The sequence below is a fragment of the Bradyrhizobium sp. CFUWI genome (genome assembly GCF_056429085.1).
Genome location: NZ_JBWJZE010000324.1, coordinates 1 through 385, shown reverse-complemented (window position 1 = coordinate 385; position 385 = coordinate 1). Strand labels below are relative to the sequence as shown.

Annotated in this window: 1 protein-coding gene; it reads left to right on the top strand. The window is 72.2% G+C overall.

Annotated elements, in window-relative coordinates; translation table 11 throughout:
- Positions 1-384 (top strand): TauD/TfdA dioxygenase family protein (locus tag AC066S_RS40020; protein ID WP_478272098.1); only part of this gene is annotated, 384 nt, incomplete at its 5' end.
- Between the last annotated feature and the right edge of the window lies 1 nt (position 385).

Sequence of the window (385 nt, the reverse complement as noted above, 5' to 3'; positions counted from 1 at the left end):
GAGCACAGCTACCTGGCCAAGTACGAGGAACTGCGCGCGCGCAATCCCTGGCGCCCCGCGCTCACGCCCGCGCAGATCGCCGAGGTGGCGCCCGCCGTCCACCCCGTGGTGCGCACGCACCCGGAGACGGGGCGCCGCGCGCTGTTCGTGAACGAGCACTTCACCACCCGCATCGTCGGCCTGCCCGAGGACGAGAGCCGGGCGCTGCTGGCCGAACTCTTCGCCGCGGCCATCCGCCCCGAGCTCGTCTACCGCCACGTGTGGCGGCCGCACGACCTGGTGTTCTGGGACAACCGCTCCGTGCAGCACCTGGCCGCGGGCACGCCGGACAGCGAGCGCCGAAAGCTCTACCGCACCACCGTGGAGGGGGATCTCCCCTTGTAGA